This is a genomic window from Devosia sp., assembly GCF_017744655.1.
Taxonomy (GTDB): domain Bacteria; phylum Pseudomonadota; class Alphaproteobacteria; order Rhizobiales; family Devosiaceae; genus Devosia.
In genome coordinates this window covers 278463-295072 of sequence record NZ_JAGIAW010000007.1, presented here as the reverse complement: position 1 = coordinate 295072, position 16610 = coordinate 278463, and the positions used below count along the sequence as shown (strand labels likewise).

The following is a 16610-nucleotide window of genomic DNA, read 5'->3' as shown; positions in this document are numbered from 1 at the left end:
ATACGCCGAATTTCCTGACTCGGATGTGGACAAGTCCCAAGAGGCGAGCTATATAGCGCGCCACGGTGACCGGCTCGGCTGGTCGGCGAAGTGGTTGTTATGGCTGTTTCGCTTCTATCCAAACAATTTGCCAAGCTTTGAAGGGGCAGTTGACCTTTGCAAGTAGTCGTTCGCGATAACAATGTTGACCAGGCGCTGCGCGCCCTGAAGAAGAAGCTGCAGCGCGAAGGCGTCTTCCGCGAAATGAAGCTGCGCAACTACTACGAAAAGCCCTCTGAAAAGAAGGCTCGCCAGAAGGCCGAGGCCGTCCGCCGCGCCCGCAAGCTGGCTCGCAAGCGCGCACAGCGCGAAGGCTTGATCGCCGCGCCGGCGCCGCGCAGCTAGTCAGCGCGAAGCGTCAAGAATTTGAAAACGCCGTCCTTCGGGGCGGCGTTTTTGTTTTTGGGTTTTTTGTTTCCCTACGATCGTCACCACCGGGCTTGTCCCGGTGGTCCCAAGCCACCCGCAGGATGGCTGGCCTGTGACGAGATGGATTGCCGGAACAAGCCCGGCAATGACGATGGAGGGGATAGGGTTGATGGGCGCTGGCTCTAGGCCCGGCGCAGGCGCCGTAGGTCGGTCAGCGCGAGAACGATCGCGAGGGCGGCAAGGCCGGGCATGAGGGTGACGAGGGCCGTGCGGGCTTCGGGGAAGAGGATCGTGCCCGCGAGCGACGCCAAGAAGCCGCCGCCCATCTGGAAGAAGCCTGTCAAAGCGCCTGCCGAGCCGGCGATCTCGCCGAAGCCGGACATGGCGGCCGCTGTGGCGCTGGGGCTGAGGCAGGCGAGTGAGAGCATCCAGAAGCCGACGGGAATCATAACGGCCAGGACTTCGTTGGGCCAGAGGCGCGGAGCGATGGCGTAGCCGAGGCCGGCGAGGGCGATCAGGACGAGGCCAATGGCGACGAGCTGCCAGCCGTCGAGATGCTTTGAGAGGCGGGCTGCGATGATGTTGCCGGTGATGAAGGAGCCGGTCTGGATCAGCATGGCCATGGCGAACTGGAACGGCGTCAGGCCGATCTGGTCGATGAGAACGAAGGGCAGGAGGGCGGCCGAGGCGTAAAAGCCGCCGAAGGCGGCGGCGAGGGTGCCGGCGGGCAGGAGGAAGGCTGGCGCGCGGAGGAGGCGGCCGTAATTGCCGATGATGGTGGACGGCTTTAGTTGGACGCGCCGGTCTTCGGGCAGGGTTTCGCGGGCGGAGAAACCGAGGAGGGCGATGATGGCGAGGCCAAAACCGGCCATGACCATGAACATGACGTGCCAGGTGCCGACGAGCATGATGACGCTGCCCAGCGTCGGGGCGACGGCAGGTGCGACGGTCAGCACGAGGTTGATGAGGGTGAGAATGCCGATGGCTTCGCGACCGACAAAGAGGTCGCGTACCATGGCGCGCGACAGGGCGACACCGGCGGAGACGCCAAAGCCCTGCAGGATGCGGCCGAGGAGCAGGACTTCGAGGCTTGGCGCGAAGGTCGCGACGAGGCCGCCCAGCACGTAGATGGCGAAGAAGGCAATGCCAGTGGCGCGGCGGCCGAAGCGATCGGAGAGCGGGCCGCAGATGAGCTGGGCGAGCGCAAAGGCGGCGAAATAGACGGTGAGGGTCAGCTTGCCGCCGGCATCATTGGTGCCGAGATCGGTGACGAGGGAAGGGAGAGCCGGGGCGTAGAGCGTGAGGCTCAGGGGGCCCGTCGCCACCATGAGCCCGCCGATGATGGCTGTGCGACGGCCGGACATGGCGGATTGGGTTGTGCTGGTTTGGTCGGTCATTGGTCTAGGAAGTCGGTGTCAGTTTGCGGCGCCGGCGCGGGTGAAGAAAGCCTTGGCCTTGTCCCAGATGCCGGCGTCCCAGAGATCGGAATGGCCGGCGCCGGGGACGATCCAGAGTTCGTCGGGATTGGGGGCGAGGGCGTAGAGGCGCTCGCCATTGGAGACGTCAATGGTGGTGTCGGCGGTGCCGTGGGCGACCATGACGGGTTCGCTGACATCAGCGATCCACTCGTCGGAACGGAACTGGTCGAGCATGACCCAGTAGACCGGCAGGATGGGATAGCGCTCGGCGGCGACATTGACGGCGGAGAGGAAGGGCGTTTCGAGGAGAAGCGCCTTGGCGTCGCGGATGCTGGCCACATAGGTCGCGGGGCCGGTGCCGAGGGAGCGGCCCCAGATGACGATGGGGAAATTCTTTTCCGCAGCCCAGTCATAAGCGGCGGTGGCGTCGGCCAGAATACCGGCTTCGCTGATGGAGCCGGGGGAGGCCGGAAAGCCTCTGTAGTCGAAGGCGAGGAAGCCAAAACCTTCGGAGACGAAACGCTCATAGCGCTCGTGTTCCTCGGAAAAGCTCTTGGAATTGCCCTTGCAGTAGATGATCAGCGGCTTGCCGGGCTGAGGCGCCTGATACCAGCCATTGATGACGGCGCCATCGACGGGAATGGCCACGTCGACGGCCTCGGGAAGGGCGACGTCGGCCAGGGGAAATATCTCCCCCTTGGCCTCATATTGCAGGGCGCGCTGGTTGAAATACATGTAGCCGACGGCCCCCGTGTAGACCACGAGGACCAGGGCGATAAGCGCAATGGCGCTAATACGGAGCAGCTTCACCGGTATTTCCCGAACAGTTTGCTGCTCTGCCTATAACAGGCCCAGAGCGATCAGAGTTCGGAAATCGTCTTTTCGAGGGCTTGGGCAAAAACTTCGTCGGGCTGGGCGCCCGAAAGCGCGTATTTCTCGCCAAAGACGAAGAAGGGTACGCCTCGGATACCCTGCTGGGCGGCCGAGGTGGCGAGCTGTTCGGTGATCGAGAGCTCGTTGGCGTCGTTCATGGCATCGAGCGCATCACCACGATCCCAGCCGAATTTTACCGCGACATCGGCAAGCGTGTTGTCGTCGTTGATCTGCTGGTGGTCGAGGAAATAGGCCTCGGCAATGGCATTGGCCAGTTCGTGCTGGTTACCATTGGCTTTGGAGAGCCGGGTGATGGTGTGCGCCTTGGCTGTGTTGAACATGCGCGGCTGCTGCGACAGGTCGAGATCGATGCCGGCCTTCTTGGCTTCGCCTTCGACGCGGGCCCACATTTCCTTGGGGTCGCGGCCGTACTTCTGCTTCAGCATCTCGCCCACATCGACGCCTTCGGGCGGCACGGTGGGGTCGAGATAGAAGGGATGGTTTTCAACGACGACGTCGATGTCATCGGGAAGTTTGGCGAGGGCCTGGTCGAGACGGGCAGAGCCGACGAGGCACCATGGGCATACGACGTCGGTAAAGACGTCGATCTTGAGAGTGCGAGCCATTAGGCGCTCCAGAGCATGAGGTTGCCCTCACATGGAACCGGTGGGCCCGGCCTGCAAGAAGGCACTTTGGGGTAACCTTGCCTCAGGTGGCGACGGGCGCAGGATTTTGGGCCGTGATCAGGGCAAAGGGCGGGCTCCAGGCGGCAGCGACCGCAAGGCCGAGGGCGGCGCCAAACCCGATCCAGATAAGGACCGGAACCATCAGCCAACCGCCAAGGCGGGAGGAGGCGGCGATACGCAGGCTGGTGGCGAGGGCGAGGAGCAGGACGGTGGTCATGACCAGCGCCAGAGCGAGGGAATCGAGCGCCGCGGCCGGGAAAGGAAAGGCGATCATGGCGGCGACAAGCGCGGTGCCCCAGGGCAGAACGGCGCGGTTCTTGTTTGCGGCAAGGCCAATGGCGAGACCGACGAAGAACAGGAGGACGAGGTGAATGGCGGCGCCAGCCCAGCCGGGCAGGCCGATGGGGGAAAAGAAATAGGGCTGCAGACCGATGGCTTCGGCCATGAAATTGACGGCGCCAAAGGCGGCGAGCGCTAGAACGGCAGCGAGCATCGGGCGTGCCAAGGCGCCGAAATCCACGGTGTGGGCGGTCGAATGGATATTGCTCTGCTGGCCTGTGATGGTCGCCATTTTGCGGCTCCCGCTGTTCCTGTTTCGGGGAGTCAATGGCGTTGGGCGGAGAAGGGTTCCCTATACGTTAACACGCTCGCGTGTGTGGATGGCTTGCGAAGGGGCACGCCGGAGACTATCTGGGGCCGGTCTTTCGAAAGGAAACCGACATGGCCGATCACGATCAAAGCGAGCGGCTTGAGCGCCTCGAAAGCCGGGTCGCCTTTCAGGACCAGACGATCGAAGACCTCAACGCCGTCATCACCGAGCAATGGACGGTGATCGAGCAATTGCGGCGCAAGCTCGAAGTGATGGAAGAGCAGGTGCGGAGCGGCAGTTTTATTGCTGATCCTTCCAGCGAAAAGCCGCCTCCGCATTATTGAGACCAGGCATGCTTCAGCCGTCGGATGCCTGAACGGAGATTCCCGTTTTCGCGGGAATGACACCGCGGGTGGGGCTGAGACAAAGCGCGTGGTGGCTAGCGGCTCAGCGTTTCTGCCAAGAACGGCAGGCTGATGTCCATGCGGTAGTCGACGCTGGAATGGTTGTCGGGGAATTCCTCGTAGCGGTGGGGAATGCCGCGCTGTTCGAGCGTGCGGTGGATGCGGCGGGAGCCGTAGAGGATGTTGTATTGATCCTCGGTGCCGCAATCGAAGTAGAAACCCTTCAGTTTGGCGATTGATTCTGCGTGGGTTTCGACCATGCGGGCGGGGTCCCATTTGAGCCAATTGGCCCAGCGCTCTTCGATGAGTTCACAGGTATCCAGGGTGACCGGCAGGCGCAGGCCGAGGAACGTGCTCGGCTCCGGATCGGGATCGAAGCTGGCGGCCTGGGCGAGGATCATCAGCAGGAGCGTGTCCTTGCCGTCGATCTTCTGCTTGGCTTCGAAGGCGCGCATCCAGGTTTCGATGGAATTGTCGGATTTCGCCAGCATGCGCAGGCTGTTGGGGAATTCCGGGATGTAGAGGTTTTCAAAGCCGGCATCGCCCGAGTGGCTGGCGGCGGCGGCCCAGAAATCGGCATGCAGCATGGCGTGGACCAGCGAGCCGAAGCCGCCCGAGGATTTGCCGAAGACGCCGCGATGGCCATCTCCGCCGCAGGAGAACTTTTGTTCCACAAACGGGACCATCTCGGCGGTCAGAAAATCCTCGTAATTCCCAAGGATCGGGCTGTTCACATATTGATTGCCGCCGAGGCGGGAGAAGCAATCAGGGAAGGCGACGACGACGGGCGGCATCTTCTTGTCGCCGATCAGGCGATCGAGCCGCTCTGGGACGTTTTCGCCAAAATTCTTCCAGGCGGTGTGGGCGGGGCCGCCGGCGGTGTAGCCGACGAGATCGACCAGCAGCGGCAGGCCTTCGCCGGTGTGGCCGGCGGGGATGTAGACGTCGACAAGGCGCTCTGTCGGGTCGCCGAGGCGATTGCCGGCGAGGGCCTTGCTCTCGATGGTGAGGCGATGGACGGTGCCGGGGGCATGGGTCGTGCGGCGCATGGCGTACTCCAAAATATTGGCCTCGTCCCCGGTTTGCCGGTTCGTGTCCGGCTTGGCAAGGTTTTAGGCCATCATGTCGACGAGTGAGCCGGGCTCGGCATCGTCCTTGCCGGTGAGGGCTTGCATCATGCGGCGGCTGATTTCGTCCTCGATGGCATCGCGCGCTTCCGGGTCCATTGCGGCAACGGAATCCTCGCTCATGCCCATGCTTTCGAGGATCTGCATGCGCAGGCGTTCGGCCGGAGACATGCGGGCGATTTCAAGGAATTCTTCCTCGACATTGGGCTTGATCTGGTTGGTGACCTTGCCCGAGCTCATGGTGAGCGGGGAATTGATGAGGGAGATGGGGCTCAAGGAGGACGTGATCATGACAGACCATGACAGGAGGGATGGTGTCTCAATCAATGCAAGGAGCTTGCCAGCGCAGGACGGCCGCAATTGCTGGGGTTCGGGGGTGTTGATCCTCTATCGCGGCAGAAGCTGCCGTGCCGAAATTGCCGTGCTGCCTGAACCGGGCGGCTGATTTTGCCGTTGTGGAGAGTCTGATGGATAGACCTGTTATCGACCGCAATCTCTATGTGCCTGCCATCGATGCCTGGATTGATCCGTCCGAGCCGAAGGCGCGGGCAATCATTACCCATGGCCATGCCGACCATGCGCGCTCGGGCCACGGGGCCGTGCTGGCGACGCCCGATACGATCGAGATCATGAAGGTGCGCTATGGCGAGGATTGTGCCGGACGGTTCGAGGCGCTGGATTTTCGCGAGCCACTGAAGATGGACGGGGCGACGGTCACGTTTTTCCCGGCGGGGCATATTCTGGGGTCGGCGCAGGTGCTCGTCGAGGCCGAGGGGCAGCGGGTGGTCGTTACGGGCGACTACAAGCGGCTCAGGGATCGGACGGCGCAGCCCTACGAGCCGGTCAGCTGCGATCTGCTGGTCACCGAGGCGACGTTTGGGCTGCCGGTGTTTCAGCATCCCGATCCCAAGGATGAAATTGCGCGGCTCCTCAAATCGGTCGCGGCGCAGCCGGAGCGGAGCCATCTCATTGGTTGCTATGCGCTGGGGAAGGCGCAGCGGGTGATTGCGCTGTTGCGCGATGCCGGGTGGGATCGGCCGATTTATCTGCATGGGGCGATGATCCGTCTTTGCGAGCTCTATCAATCGCTGGGGGTCGAGCTAGGAGAATTGTTGCCGGCGACGGGCATGGGCAAGGCGGAGATGATGGGAGAGATCGTCATCGCACCGCCTGCGGCCATAAGGGATCGCTGGAGCCGGCGGTTCCCTGATCCGGTGGTGTGCCAGGCTTCGGGCTGGATGAGTGTCAAGCAGCGCGCAAGGCAGGCGCTGGTGGAGTTGCCGCTGGTGATTTCGGACCATTGCGACTGGGGTGAACTCAATGTCTCGATCCTCGAAAGCGGAGCGGAGACGGTGTGGGTGACGCATGGGCGCGAGGATGCGCTGGTCTACTGGTGCAAGCAGCAGGGGCTCAATGCCGAGCCGCTGGCGCTGCCGGGGCTTGATGACGATGGCGGGGAGGGCGGGGAATGAAGCGTTTTGCCGATCTCCTGGAACTCCTCGCCTTGACGCCATCGCGCACGCGAAAAATCGAGGCGTTGAAGCGGTATTTTGCCGAGGTGCCGGACCCGGATCGCGGTATCGCGCTGGCGGTTCTCACAAGCGAGATGGATATCAGCAATGTGAAGCCGGCGCTGTTGCGCGAGACGGTGCTGGCCGAGGTCGACGAGACGCTGTTTGCGCTGAGCTATGACTATGTTGGCGATCTCGGGGAGACGATTGCGCTGATCTGGCCGCACAAGGCCGAGGGGGAGTTGCCGGGGCTTTCCGCGCTTGTCGATCTGCTCAATCACACCAGCAAGGCGGAGCTGCCACGGGTGATCGGTGGGCTCTTGAGTCAGGCTGCAATTCATGAGCGCTGGGCGCTGGTGAAACTGGCGACGGGGGCACTGCGGATCGGGGTTTCGGCCAGGTTGGCGAAGACCGCGCTGGCGGAGATGAGCGGGGTCGATCTGCAGGAGATCGAGGAGGTTTGGCATGGGCTGAAGCCGCCTTATGCCAATCTCTTTGCCTGGCTCGAAGGCAGAGCGGGGCGGCCGGATATCGACAATGCGGCGCGGTTTCATCCGCTGATGCTGTCCAATCCGATCGAGGACAAGGACTTTGAGAAGCTCGATCCTAGGGATTTTTCGGCAGAGTGGAAATGGGACGGCATTCGCGTTCAGCTCGTTATGGGGAAGCAGGGTGTCTCGATGTTTTCGCGCACGGGGGATGAGATCAGCGCTTCGTTCCCCGATGTCGTGGACAATGTCATGGGCCGGGCGGTGCTCGATGGCGAATTGCTGGTTGGGCACGATTTTGAGGCGCGCAGTTTCAATGACCTGCAGCAGCGGTTGAACCGGAAGGTGGCGCAGGCGAAGCAAATGCAGGAGTTGCCGGCCTTCGTGCGGGTCTATGACATGCTCTTCGATGGCGTGGAGGATATTCGGGCGCTCGGATGGGAAGAGAGGCGGGCGCGGCTGGAGACGTGGTTTTCCAAAAATCCGCAGACGCGGCTCGATCTTTCCGAGGTGCTGCCCTTTGGAGATTGGGACGATCTCGGAAAACTGCGCCGGCAGGGCGCGGACGAGCATGGCCATGAAGGGGTGATGATAAAACTCAGAACGGCGCCCTATGTGCCGGGGCGGCCCAAGGGGTTCTGGTTCAAGTGGAAGCGCGATCCGAATGTGGTGGATGCGGTGCTGATGTATGCGCAGCGCGGGCACGGCAAGCGTAGTTCCTATTATTCGGATTACACGTTTGGGGTGTGGAAGGGGAACGAGATCGTGCCGATCGGGAAAGCGTATTTTGGTTTTACCGATGAGGAGTTGAAACAGCTCGACAAGTGGATCCGCGCCAATACGACGGGCAGTTTCGGGCCAGTGCGCGAGGTGAAGAAGGAACTGGTTTTTGAGGTGGCGTTCGACTCGGCGCAGAAGAGCGGTCGGCACAAGTCGGGAGTGGCGCTGAGGTTTCCGCGGATCAGCAGGATCCGCTGGGACAAGCCGGCGCAGGAGGCGGCGCGGCTTGAAGATATGGATGCGTTTGTGGGAGCGACGTGAGGCTTTGGGGTACGCCCTCGTCCTTCGAGGCTACGCTACGCTTCGCGCCTCAGGATGAGGTCTACTGGACAAGGTGGGTTTGCTGGTCGTCGTGCGCTTAGGCGACGGCGCGCCTCAACCCCGAGGTTGGGAATTTGCGGCCGGCCTTGATCAGCTTGCCATCAAGGCCCAGCATCTTGTCCCAGAGCGCGATAACCAATGGGCTTGGGGCCACATTGGGGAAGGTCTTGAAGATGGTCTGACCCGCCTTATCGGCAGGCAGATAACGCGAGAGAATACCCAAGGCTGTGGCGGCGCCGCGGGTGCTGCCCTGGAGGCAGTGGATCATTAGGCGAGCATCTTTTGGCAGGCCATCGACGAAGGCCGTGATCTCTTCGATATGCGCGCGGGTTGGGGCGCCCGGAGCGGCGGGGTCGGCGACGTCCTCGAAGCGGGCGTGGAGTTGCTTGGTCTGATCGAAATCGGGCAGGCCGAGATAGCGACTTTCCGGGCCGTAGATGGAGATGATGTGGCTGGGGGCCCAATCGACGCCGTTGCGCCGGGCTTCGGTCTGGCTGCAGACCAGCATGGCGCAGGGCCAGCGATTGGGATGGCCGGTACCGTCTGTCAGGGACGCGAACAATTCTGACATGGCCTAACTCGCAGGGGAGACTCGATCCCGGGCAAGTTTGCGGATTTCTTGCAGTTCGGCAATCGTGGTTTGCAGGTCAGCCAATTGTTGTTCAAGCAATTCTAAACGCTCGTCCACTTTTTCGGCGAGCAAGTTTACCTGTTGGCCACGATCAGCGTCATAGAGCGCGAGATAGTCGGAGATATCGCGCAGCGAAAAGCCGAGCCTTTTGCCGCGCAGGATCAGGATCAGCCGGGCGCGATCGCGGCGGCGGAAGACGCGGGTGGCGCCCAGCCGTTCGGGGGAGATCAGCCCCTTGCTCTCGTAAAAACGAATGGCCCGGGTGGAGATGCCGAACTCGCGGGCGAGGTCGGCGATGGAATAAAGATCCGGGCTATCGGCGTCGGGGGAAGTCACTGCTTCTTGGCTTTCTTCTGGGCATATTCTTCGCGCAGCTCTTTCTTGGAGAGCTTGCCGATCAGGGTCTTGGGCAGAGCGTCCTTGAAGATGATTTCCTTGGGCATCTCGATCTTGTTGAGCTTCTCGCCAAGGAAGTGCTTCAGGTCGGCTTCGCTGGCGCTCTTGCCTTCGCGGAGTTTTACATAGGCGACGGGCGCTTCGCCGCGATAGTCGTCGGGCACACCGATGACATTGGTTTCCTCGACGGCTTCGTGGGCCATCAGCGCTTCCTCGATGGTGCGCGGATAGACGTTGAAGCCGGAGCAGATGATCAGGTCCTTGATGCGGTCGACGAGGAAGACATAGCCGTCTTCATCGACATGCCCGACATCGCCGGTGCGCAGCCAGCCGTCGTCGAAGGCCTCTTCTGACGCTTCGGGATTGTTGTAGTAGCCGGCCATGACCTGGGCGCCCTTGACCTGCAGTTCGCCATTCTCGCCGATGCCGACTTCCTTGTGCTTGTCGACATCGACAAAGCGGATATCGGTGCCCGGCAGCGGGAGGCCGATGGACATGGGTTTCGAGGCGACACGCAAGGCGGCGCAGCAGACGACGGGCGAGGCTTCGGTGAGGCCATAGCCTTCGGCGAGGATGGCTTTCGACTTTTTCGCGAAGGCATGGCGCACTTCGTCGGGCAGGGCCGCGCCGCCGGAAATGGCGACTTCGAGGCTTGCCAGGTGTTCTGATGTCGCCGTGTCGGCGCGGGCGATGGCGTTGAGGAGCGTCGGCACGGCCGGAAGCACATTGGCCTTGGTGCGCATCAACAGGTCGAGCAGCGCCTTCAATTCGAAGCGCGGCAGCATGACGACCTGGGTGCCATTGCAGAGCGGCACGTTCATGCAGACGGTCATGGCGAAGATGTGGAAGAAGGGCAGGACGGCGACGACTTTTGAGGGCGGGTAGAACAGTCCGCAGCCCCATTTGTCGATCTGGCTCATATTGGCCGCGATATTGGCGTGGGTCAGCAACGCGCCCTTAGGGATGCCGGTGGTGCCGCCGGTATATTGCTGCACGGCGATGTCGGTCTTGGGGTCGATGACGACGGCGCTCGGGGTGTGCTTTGCCGCGATCAGCTCGTCGAAGGCGCGGATTTTTCCGGCGTGCTGGGATTTTGAGGGATTGGAGAGGTCCTTGCGCTTGAAGAGCGAGTAGAGGATCTTTTTCGCCAGCGGCAGGGCGTCTGGGAAATGGCAGACGACCAACGAATCGACATGGCGGGCTGCAAGCAGAGCCTCGGCCTTCTCGAAAATCTGCTTGAGATCGAGCGTGATCAGAATGTCGGCGCCAGCATTCTTGGTGATGTGGCTCAGTTCCGGGACGGTATAGAGCGGGTTGCAATTGACCACGGTGCCGCCGGCCCGGAGGACGCCGTAATAGGCGATGGGATAGAAGGGCGTATTGGGCAGCATGAGCGCGACGCGGCTGCCTTTCTTGACGCCATATTGGGATTGAAGGGCACCCGCGAAGGCGACGATCTTCTTGGCGAGGTCGCCAAAGGTGGTGGTGCCGCCGAGGAAGTCGAGTGCGACGGCCGAGGGATTGCGGGCGCAGGCGGCCAGGACCTGTTCGTGCACCGGGGTCGTATCGATCTCGGTCTGCCACTCGATCCCTTCGGGATAGCTGGCGATCCAGGGACGGACGCGGTCGGGCGAATGAGTCTCGGTCGACATGCCTTGTTTCCTCCTCGTGATGCCGGCAGCGCGGTATGTTCCGTCACTTCCTCCGCCAGCATGCAGGAAGAACTATTTCATGGCTTTACGTTAGCGTCAAACAACTGCCCAAGTGGTTTGATCGTTTTCTGTGCTTGGAGCCACGTTGAGAGGAAGTGGGTATGGCGGAATTCAGCTTCGTTGCCGAAGTCATCCATTGGCGCGGGCCAGCGCCGTACTACTTTGCGCGGCTGCCGGAAGAAGTGTCGGTCAAAGTCGCGGAAATGGCGAAATCAGTCTCCTATGGCTGGGGCGTCATCCCTATCGAGGCCGCGATCGGCGATGTTGGGTTCCGCACCTCTCTCTTTCCCAAGGACCGCGGTTATCTGCTGCCGCTTAAGGATGCGGTGCGCAAACGGATCGAAATTCCTGAAAATGGCGTGATTGAGGTCGTGATGGTCGTGGGGCCGTCCTGACGGCACATCGCCACCGATCAGGAGAAGCGCGGCGCGGTTCTGCTTGGCCCAGTCGATCCTGGGAGGTTTGATGACCCCGTTGCAGCATGTAATCGGGCTCTGGGTTGGCGCTCATCGCGTGCGGTTCAACGCCAATGCGGCGTTAGGAAACCTCGCCTAAAGAATCCGAGCGTATGCTGGGTTTGGGAGAGGCGTCGCGTCGAACCAAATGGACGTTTGCGGCGTTTAGTTGACGTTTACGTAAAGCTTGCTAGAGTGACGTCAACAAATGCCCCGCCATGGTCTAGGGTGGTGTGAGGCATAAGGGCTGGTTCTGCGGAAATCGGCCCAGTGGTTTGGCATGGCGGGCGACGCCTCCAATCTTGGTGTCGCGCCGTCCGAGGAGGACAGTGCAGTGACCCTTTTGCTCATTTTGATCGCCATTGCGGTGTTTGCGACGCTGGCCATGCGCGAGAGCCCGCTCTGGCAGTGGGGTGCGGCGGCAATCGCTATCGGTCTCCTGTCCGGCGTGCAGTTTGCGACGAGCGGAGCGACCTTTGGGCTGGGATTCGGTAGCTGGGTGCTGATTGTCCTCGGTGTCATCCTACTGGCGCTCAGCCTTGAGCCGGTGCGAAAAGCCGTGCTGATCACGCCGATCTTTGGGGCCGTGAAATCCATCCTGCCCAAGGTGAGCCGCACGGAGCAGGAGGCGCTCGATGCCGGCACGGTGGGCTGGGATGCGGAACTGTTTTCGGGGCGTCCGGACTGGGGCAAGCTGACGAAAATCCGGCCGCTGACGCTATCGGCGGAAGAGCAGGCCTTTCTCGATAATGAGACCGAAACCGCCTGCAAGATGATCGACGATTGGGACATCCGCCATAACCGGGCGGACCTGTCGCCCGAGCTTTGGCAGTTCCTGCGCGACAAGGGCTTTTTGGGCATGCTCATTGCCAAGGAGCATGGTGGCCTCGGCTTTTCGGCACAGGCGCAGTCGATGATCGTGTCGAAGATCGCCAGCCGCTCGGTGGCGGCGGGGATCACCGTCATGGTGCCCAATTCACTGGGGCCGGGTGAACTGCTCGAAAAGTACGGGACGCCGGCGCAGAAGGAAAAGTATCTCCATCGCCTCGCGACCGGTCAGGACATTCCGTGCTTTGCGCTGACGGGCGTGCATTCGGGTTCGGATGCAGGGGGCATGCGCGATATCGGTATTGTCACTAGGGGTATGTGGAATGGGCAGGAGGTGCTTGGCGTCAACCTGACCTTTGATAAGCGCTATATTACGCTGGCGCCGATTGCGACGCTGGTGGGCCTCGCGTTCCTTCTCAAGGACCCGGATAATCTCTTGGGTCGCGGCGAGGATATCGGCATTACGCTGGCGCTTATTCCCAGCGATCATCCGGGGCTTGATATCGGCCGCCGCCACTATCCGGCGCGGCAGGCCTTTATGAATGGGCCGGTGCGCGGCAAAGAGATGTTCGTGCCGATCGATTATCTGATCGGCGGCACCGACTATGCGGGGCAGGGCTGGCGCATGCTGATGGAGTGTCTGGCTACGGGCCGCGCGATTTCGCTGCCGGCCATCGGCTCGATCTCGATCAAGGCGACGCTGCGCGCCACTTCGGCCTATGCCCGCGTGCGCCGTCAGTTTGGTATTCCGGTCGGGATCATGGAAGGCGTGGCTGAACCGCTCGGCGAGATGATCAAGCGCGCCTATAGCTTTGAGGCGGCGCGGCGGCTGACGGCGTCAATGGTCGACGAGGGCCAGCGGCCGGCTGTTATTGCGGGACTGCTGAAGTACACGACGACCGAAGCCATGCGCGACAGCATGGACGATGCCTTCGATATCCAGGGTGGTCGTGCCATTCAGGATGGGCCGGGCAATTATCTCTTCGGCGCCTATCAGGCGCTGCCGGTGGCCATCACGGTGGAAGGCGCAAACATTCTGACGCGCACGCTGATGACCTTTGCGCAGGGCGTGCTGCGCGCGCATCCGTACCTGCTCAAGGAAGTTGAGGCAGCGCAGAACAAGGATCGCAGGGCCGGTATTGACGCCTTCGACAAGGCTTTTGGCGGGCACACGGCCTTCATGCTGCGCAATATTGTCGCGAGTTTCCTGCATGGTCTCACCAATGGCGCCTTCGCCTCCTCGCCAAATGACGGGCCGATGGCTGGTTGGTATCGCAAGCTCCATCGCTATTCGCAGGATTTTGCGCTGGTGGCTGACTGGACCACGGTGGTTCTGGGCGGTGCCCTGAAGCGCAAGCAGAAGCTTTCGGGCCGTATGGCCGACCTTCTGGGCGATCTCTACCTGATGTCGGCGACGCTGAAGCGTTTTGACGAAGAGGGGCGGATTGCCGAAGACAAGGAACTGGTTGAGGCCATCATGGCGGACCGGATCGCGTCGATCGAAAAGAGCTTTGGCGAAGTGTTCGACAACTTCCCCAATCCGTTCTTTGCCTGGGCCATGCGCATTCTCTGTTTCCCGCTCGGGCGGCATGCCAAGCGGGCCAGCGACCGGGTCAACTATCGCTTTGTGCGTGCCGTGCTGCGGCCAGGTGCGTTCCGCGACCGGCTGACGACGGGTGTCTATGTCACGACGGACCCAAATGATGTCACAGGCGTTCTGGAAGATGCCTTCATCAAGGTGACCGAGGCCGAGGATATCGAGGCCCGGTTCATCAAAGCATCGCGTCGTGGCGTGTTCGAGCGTCGGCTTGATCGCGATGCCATCGTCGATGCGGTCAAGGCCGGGGTCATCAATGACAACGAAGCCGGGATCATGCGGGCAGCGGATGAGGCGACGGAACGCGCCGTGCATGTCGATGATTTCGACAAGGACGTTTTGAAGCATGCCGAACCGCGCGCGGCAGCCGAATAAAATAAGAAGCCGGCGGATCGACAGGGAATACCGAGGAGCAAGCATGATCGCCCCACAGGCAACCGAGACCAAGCACTGGAGTTTCCATACCGATATCGAGAATATCGGCTGGCTCATCATCAACTCGCCGGGCGGCTCCGTAAACGTGCTGAGCCGCGAGGCGATCATGGAGCTCGAAACGCTGGTGGCGCGGTTCGAGGACCTGGCCAACAGCAAGGAACTCGTCGGTGTGGTGCTGCTCTCGGGCAAGGAGAGCGGTTTTATTGCCGGAGCGGACGTTGCCGAATTCGATGCGATGAGCGATTTTTCGGTGCTGCCGGAGGCGCTGCGGCGGACGCATGCGCTGTTCGCACGGATCGAAAATCTGAAGATTCCGTTCGTGGCCGGCATTCATGGGTTTTGTCTGGGCGGCGGGCTCGAACTGGCGCTGGCGTGCCACTACCGCATTGCCGTCAATGACGACAAAACCCGCATCGGTTTTCCTGAGGTCAATCTGGGGATTTTCCCGGGCTTTGGGGGCACGGGCCGTTCCATTCGGCAGGCCGGACCTGTGGATGCAATGCAGATCATGCTCACCGGCAAGATGCTGAAGGCTGGCACGGCGCGCGGGCTCAATCTCGTCGACAAGCTGGTGCGGCATCGCGACATGCTGCGCTGGGAAGGCCGCAAGGCCGTGCTGCAGAATCGGAAGTCCGTTCCAGCCGGTTTTGCCAAGCGCGCCATGGCCGGGTCGCTCCTCCGCGACTATGTCGCCAACAAGATGCGCGAAGAGGTTGGTAAGAAGGCCAACCGCGTCAATTATCCCGCGCCCTATGCACTGATCGAGCTGTTCGAAAAGCACGGCAATGACTGGCAGGCCATGGTGCGCGGGGAGGTCGATGCCTTCGTGCCGCTGATGGGCTCGCCGACGGCGACCAATTTGCGGCGCGTGTTCTTCATGTCCGAGGGGCTGAAGAAGCAGGGGCTCAAGGGAGCAAAATTCTCGCGGGTGCATGTGATTGGCGCGGGTGTCATGGGCGGCGATATTGCGGCCTGGTGCGCCTATCGCGGCATGAGCGTCACGCTGCAGGACCTCGATATGGCGCGCATTCAGCCGGCGCTCGATCGGGCCAAAAAGCTGTTCCAGAAGCGCTACAAGAAGAAGCACGAAGTCGATGCCGCCATGCTGCGGCTGACGCCGGACCCGCAGGGCAATGGCGTGCCGCGGGCTGATGTGATCATCGAGGCCGTGGTCGAAAAGCTCGAAGTGAAGCAGTCGATCTTCTCGGGCGTCGAAGGCAGGCTGAAGCCGGGCGCGATCCTTGCGACCAATACGTCTTCCATTGAGCTGGAGCGGATTGCCGAAGCGCTGAAGGAGCCGGGGCGATTGATCGGGCTGCACTTCTTCAACCCGGTGGCGCAGTTGCCGCTGGTTGAGGTGATCAAGTCGAAATTCAATTCGGACGAGGCGATCGGCAAGGGCGCGAGTTTTGCGCTGGCGATTGGTAAGTCGCCGGTGGTGGTCAAGTCGGCGCCGGGTTTCTTGGTCAATCGCGTGCTCATGCCCTACATGCTTGGCGCTGTGGAACGGGTCGAGCGCGGCGAGAGCAAGGAATTGCTCGATGCAGCAGCCGTGGCCTTTGGTATGCCGATGGGGCCGATCGAACTGATGGATACGGTCGGGCTCGATGTCGGCAAGTCGGTGGCGACCGAGCTAGGGCATTCCGTGCCGTCGGATAGCAAGTTTGCCCGGCTGATTGCCGAGGGCAAATTGGGCCGCAAGACCAATGAAGGCTTTTACAAATGGGAGAATGGCAAGGCCGTGAAGGGCTCGACGCCGCCCAATGCCGATCTCGTGGCGCTCGGCCGTGAGCTGGTAAAGCCGCTGGTCGATACGACTGAGATCGTGGTGGGCGAGGGTGTCGTCGCCAATGCCGACCTGGCCGATATCGGCGTCATCATGGGTACGGGCTTTGCGCCATTCCTCGGCGGGCCGATGCGCGCCCGTGCGGATGGTCGGGCCTAAGGGGGA

The 16610-nt window shown here is 61.8% G+C and carries 16 protein-coding genes; 7 read left to right on the top strand and 9 right to left on the bottom strand.

The window, feature by feature from the left end; genetic code table 11:
• Positions 1-156 precede the first annotated feature (156 nt).
• Positions 157-384, top strand: coding sequence for a 30S ribosomal protein S21 (gene rpsU, locus J7557_RS15175; protein WP_035086964.1), 228 nt, complete (start codon positions 157-159; stop codon positions 382-384).
• Between the two features lie 206 nt (positions 385-590).
• Here rpsU and J7557_RS15170 read toward each other — a convergent pair whose 3' ends face one another.
• The 4 genes from J7557_RS15170 to J7557_RS15155 all read right to left on the bottom strand — a co-directional run bounded on the left by J7557_RS15170 (position 591) and on the right by J7557_RS15155 (position 3956).
• Positions 591-1805, bottom strand: a complete 1215-nt coding sequence (locus J7557_RS15170; RefSeq protein WP_291420885.1) for a multidrug effflux MFS transporter — start codon at positions 1803-1805, stop codon at positions 591-593.
• A gap of 18 nt (positions 1806-1823) precedes the next feature.
• A complete protein-coding gene (locus J7557_RS15165; RefSeq protein WP_291420884.1) occupies positions 1824-2636 on the bottom strand; it encodes an alpha/beta hydrolase in 813 nt (270 codons plus the stop codon).
• A 50-nt stretch (positions 2637-2686) separates the two neighbouring features.
• Positions 2687-3325: a DsbA family oxidoreductase gene (locus tag J7557_RS15160; RefSeq protein ID WP_035086966.1), complete on the bottom strand. Its 639-nt coding sequence runs from the start codon at positions 3323-3325 to the stop codon at positions 2687-2689.
• 82 nt (positions 3326-3407) lie between these two features.
• Complete coding sequence (locus J7557_RS15155; RefSeq protein ID WP_291420883.1) at positions 3408-3956, bottom strand: hypothetical protein; 549 nt, start codon at positions 3954-3956, stop codon at positions 3408-3410.
• 149 nt (positions 3957-4105) lie between these two features.
• Here J7557_RS15155 and J7557_RS15150 point away from each other — a divergent pair, with 149 nt between their 5' ends.
• Positions 4106-4318 carry a SlyX family protein gene (locus J7557_RS15150; protein WP_291420882.1) on the top strand — a complete coding sequence of 71 codons (213 nt, stop codon included), beginning with the start codon at positions 4106-4108 and terminating at the stop codon, positions 4316-4318.
• Between the two features lie 95 nt (positions 4319-4413).
• Here the strand turns inward: J7557_RS15150 and J7557_RS15145 are convergent, their stop codons facing one another.
• Both J7557_RS15145 and J7557_RS15140 read right to left on the bottom strand, forming a co-directional pair.
• Positions 4414-5427 carry an alpha/beta hydrolase-fold protein gene (locus J7557_RS15145; protein WP_291420881.1) on the bottom strand — a complete coding sequence of 338 codons (1014 nt, stop codon included), beginning with the start codon at positions 5425-5427 and terminating at the stop codon, positions 4414-4416.
• A 63-nt stretch (positions 5428-5490) separates the two neighbouring features.
• The gene (locus J7557_RS15140) at positions 5491-5796 is read right to left on the bottom strand and encodes a hypothetical protein (protein WP_291420880.1); all 306 of its coding nucleotides are present in this window, start codon (positions 5794-5796) and stop codon (positions 5491-5493) included.
• Between the two features lie 176 nt (positions 5797-5972).
• On the opposite strand from J7557_RS15140, the gene J7557_RS15135 reads away from it, so the two are divergent.
• Together J7557_RS15135 and J7557_RS15130 are read left to right on the top strand one after the other, a co-directional pair.
• Entirely contained in the window at positions 5973-6977 is a 1005-nt protein-coding gene (locus J7557_RS15135) for a ligase-associated DNA damage response exonuclease (protein WP_291420879.1), read from the top strand.
• Positions 6974-8545 carry a cisplatin damage response ATP-dependent DNA ligase gene (locus J7557_RS15130; protein WP_291420878.1) on the top strand — a complete coding sequence of 524 codons (1572 nt, stop codon included), beginning with the start codon at positions 6974-6976 and terminating at the stop codon, positions 8543-8545. The genes J7557_RS15135 and J7557_RS15130 overlap by 4 nt, the downstream gene beginning before the upstream one ends.
• A gap of 97 nt (positions 8546-8642) precedes the next feature.
• On the opposite strand, the gene J7557_RS15125 is transcribed toward J7557_RS15130, so the two are convergent.
• From J7557_RS15125 to J7557_RS15115, 3 genes are read right to left on the bottom strand one after another with little or no spacing between them, the layout of a single operon-like run.
• Positions 8643-9176, bottom strand: a complete 534-nt coding sequence (locus J7557_RS15125; RefSeq protein WP_291420877.1) for a phosphatase — start codon at positions 9174-9176, stop codon at positions 8643-8645.
• A gap of 3 nt (positions 9177-9179) precedes the next feature.
• A complete protein-coding gene (locus J7557_RS15120; RefSeq protein WP_291420876.1) occupies positions 9180-9572 on the bottom strand; it encodes a MerR family DNA-binding transcriptional regulator in 393 nt (130 codons plus the stop codon).
• A complete protein-coding gene (locus J7557_RS15115; RefSeq protein WP_291420875.1) occupies positions 9569-11284 on the bottom strand; it encodes a long-chain fatty acid--CoA ligase in 1716 nt (571 codons plus the stop codon). The genes J7557_RS15120 and J7557_RS15115 overlap by 4 nt, the downstream gene beginning before the upstream one ends.
• A 161-nt stretch (positions 11285-11445) precedes the next feature.
• On the opposite strand from J7557_RS15115, the gene J7557_RS15110 reads away from it, so the two are divergent.
• The 3 genes from J7557_RS15110 (at position 11446) to J7557_RS15100 (ending at position 16604) form a co-directional block, all read left to right on the top strand.
• Positions 11446-11739 (top strand): DUF1905 domain-containing protein, encoded by a 294-nt coding sequence (locus J7557_RS15110; protein ID WP_291420874.1) that lies wholly within the window; start codon positions 11446-11448, stop codon positions 11737-11739.
• Positions 11740-12133: 394 nt separating this feature from the next.
• On the top strand, positions 12134-14599 hold the full coding sequence (locus J7557_RS15105) for an acyl-CoA dehydrogenase (protein WP_291420873.1): 2466 nt from the start codon (positions 12134-12136) through the stop codon (positions 14597-14599).
• A 43-nt stretch (positions 14600-14642) separates the two neighbouring features.
• A complete protein-coding gene (locus tag J7557_RS15100) occupies positions 14643-16604 on the top strand; it encodes a 3-hydroxyacyl-CoA dehydrogenase NAD-binding domain-containing protein (RefSeq protein WP_291420872.1) in 1962 nt (653 codons plus the stop codon).
• Positions 16605-16610 lie beyond the last annotated feature (6 nt).